This is a genomic window from Chitinophaga sp., assembly GCF_035564935.1.
GTDB lineage: Bacteria > Bacteroidota > Bacteroidia > Chitinophagales > Chitinophagaceae > Chitinophaga.
In genome coordinates, this window is record NZ_DATMTE010000323.1 from 1 (window position 1) to 2,539 (window position 2,539).

3 protein-coding genes are annotated in these 2,539 nt (G+C 45.7%); all 3 read right to left on the reverse strand.

Annotated elements, in window-relative coordinates:
• Window positions 1-873 (reverse strand): AraC family transcriptional regulator (locus tag VN105_RS08625; protein WP_325639883.1); only part of this gene is annotated, 873 nt, incomplete at its 3' end.
• A 160-nt stretch (window positions 874-1,033) separates the two neighbouring features.
• The gene (locus tag VN105_RS08630; protein WP_325639885.1) at window positions 1,034-1,948 is read right to left on the reverse strand and encodes an NAD(P)H-binding protein; all 915 of its coding nucleotides are present in this window, start codon (window positions 1,946-1,948) and stop codon (window positions 1,034-1,036) included.
• A 127-nt stretch (window positions 1,949-2,075) separates the two neighbouring features.
• Window positions 2,076-2,539 (reverse strand): lipocalin family protein (locus VN105_RS08635; RefSeq protein WP_325639887.1); only part of this gene is annotated, 464 nt, incomplete at its 5' end.

Below are 2,539 nucleotides of genomic sequence, written 5' to 3' on the forward strand. Positions count from 1 at the left end.
TTTGAATAGTTTACTGAAAGATTGCGGATGCTCAAATCCCAGTTCATAGGCAATTTCGCTGACAGATAAATCGGTGGTCGATAACTTCTCTTTGGCTTTTTCAATCAGCTTTTCATGAATATGTTGTTGCGCCGTTTGACCGGTCAATACCTTTAACAGGTTGCTCAGGTACTTGGGCGAAACGTTCAATGATTGTGCAATGTATTGCACAGTGGGCAATCCTTTCAGGGCCAGGTCGTCGTCTTTGAAATAATCAGACAGCAGGTTCTCCAGCCGGTTTAAAATTTTATGATTGGTGATTTTCCTGGTGATGAACTGGCGGTGATAGAACCGTTCCGAATAATTAAGCAGCGTTTCTATTTGTGAAATGATGATCTGCTGGCTGAAATGATCGATATTGGAATGGTATTCCTGCCGGATGGTTTGGATAATATTATTGATGATCGATTCCTCCTTATCAGAGAGGAACAATGCCTCGTTTACCGAGTAATCAAAGTATTCGTATTGTTGAATAGTTTTCGCCAGGGAAGTATTCCATAAAAAGTCGGGGTGGATCAGCAGCATCCATCCGGAACGTTCTGCCGTGGCGTTGGGCTCCGGTTCTATTCTGAATACCTGGTTAGGCGAAATAAAAAACATTACGCCTTCATCAAAATCGTATTCCTGCTGCCCGTATCTCATTTTAGCATTCATGCCCCGTTTAATGGAAATCTGGTAAAAGTCGAACACCCAATTAACGCTGCTAATATCAGGCGGGCGTTTCACGTCTGCATAATCCACCACGCTGATCAAGGGGTGTTCCGGCTTTGGCAAATCCCGGAGCTGATGGAATTGGCTGATGGTTTTAACCCTTTGCGTTTTTATATTCGGCATGTTTTTAATATTAATAGTCCACTAAAGTTACATCAATAATTGCTCACAAATGGCGCTGATGCGCCCATGCATCATGGCGCCATTTGCGGGCAATTGGGAGAAATTATGCTTTATTAAACGTGTTGCCAGAAAATGTACAAAGCTTAGTTCCATGCTTAAATCAGATGGATTCTGCAGCACTGAAAGCGGCGGCAAAATCCTTTGCAAAATCCTTCACCTTCACTTTACCTAAAACGGGTTGGTGGCGGTAGTAATCTTCATACAGTACACCGCTGCCCTGGCTTGCCTGCATTTCCACGAAACCGTTAGCCACCTGCGCATTCATCCCGGCAGCCAGCCAGCTGCCCAGCAGCTTTGCATCGGGGATCACTTCCCATTTCAGGCCGGGCATTCCGATGGCTTCACCCAAAGCGGCTGCTATTTCGTTTGGTGAAACTTCATCACTGGCAATATAGCGGATGGTTCTGCCGGCAAAGGGTGTTTCCATTTCTTCGGCAACAACGGCAGCTATATCCAGTGGCGATACCCAGGGTTCTTTTTTATCGCCACCATAATTTGAAATGATGGTTCCCTGTGCCTTGATGTTCCGGATCAGTGCGAACGTATTGGTATAAAAGCCAACAGGGCGCATGAACTTAATGGAAACATCATCCGGCAATTGCTTCAGGATAGTTTCCACATTGTAGTGAAAAACAAGGATACCATTTCCCTCACTCATGTGTGCGCCAATGCTGCTGAGATGCACTACTCGTTTCACACCCGACTGCTCTACCGCCTGTTTATAATTACGGCCAATCCGGCTGATGGCATCGATGAAGTCAACTTCCGGGTCAAAGAAGCCGCCCGCCGCGTCTAATGTTTCCATCAGGTAAACGATATCTGCTCCTTTAAAGGTGGCAGATAAAAAGCCGGCGTCTTCTATAGTGCCGATGGCAGCCTTTGCCCCAAATGATTCGATTTCTTTTTGTCTTTCGGGGCTGCTGCTGATAACGGTCACTGAATGCCCTTTCTCCACCAGCTCTTTTGTGAGTGGTTTCCCAATGTTGCCCAATGAGCCTGTAAGTACAATATTCATATGTGATTCTTTTGTTGATGCAAAAATCCACCGGAATCACAAAAGGGATGTAGCCTAAAGGCGCATTGTTGTAGTCAAAAGGAACAGGCTGGCAGTGGTAATTTATACGGATGATCCGGCGCTTTGTCTACTGCTTTACCATTGTAAACGTTAGCTTATCCCCTTCCACCAATGAATTTTCTACATAATAGACCATGGTTTTACAGTCGTAGCTGGCTACCGTACCGTTTAAAGTGCCATCGCTGGTCAGGATATTCCCTTTAACCAGCCAGGAGCCGTGATCCGTTCCGGAGGGTGAACAAACGGTGCCTGCATCATTATAATCATAGGTACCGTCACTTTTCAATGTAAGGATGTCGTCCTTTTCACAGTCCTCCATAGTAGCCAGGTAATCCACCGGCGCCGCTGTGGCACTTGCCTTATACTGCAAAGCCGTTAGTTTATAGGAGCCTGAAAGCCCGGTCATGCTGATACTGCAGCCTGCGGGTTCGTTGTTTTCTTCTTTTTTACAGGAATACAGGAGGCTGCCGGCTGCGATGGTCAGTAATACCCATGTCATAGTAAATGTTCTCATATGTTTCATTTGATGAT

Bases quoted from the DNA above. Each gene is read 5' to 3' on its own strand.
- VN105_RS08630 (WP_325639885.1), bottom strand. From the start codon at position 1,948: ATGAATATTGTACTTACAGGCTCATTGGGCAACATTGGGAAACCACTC.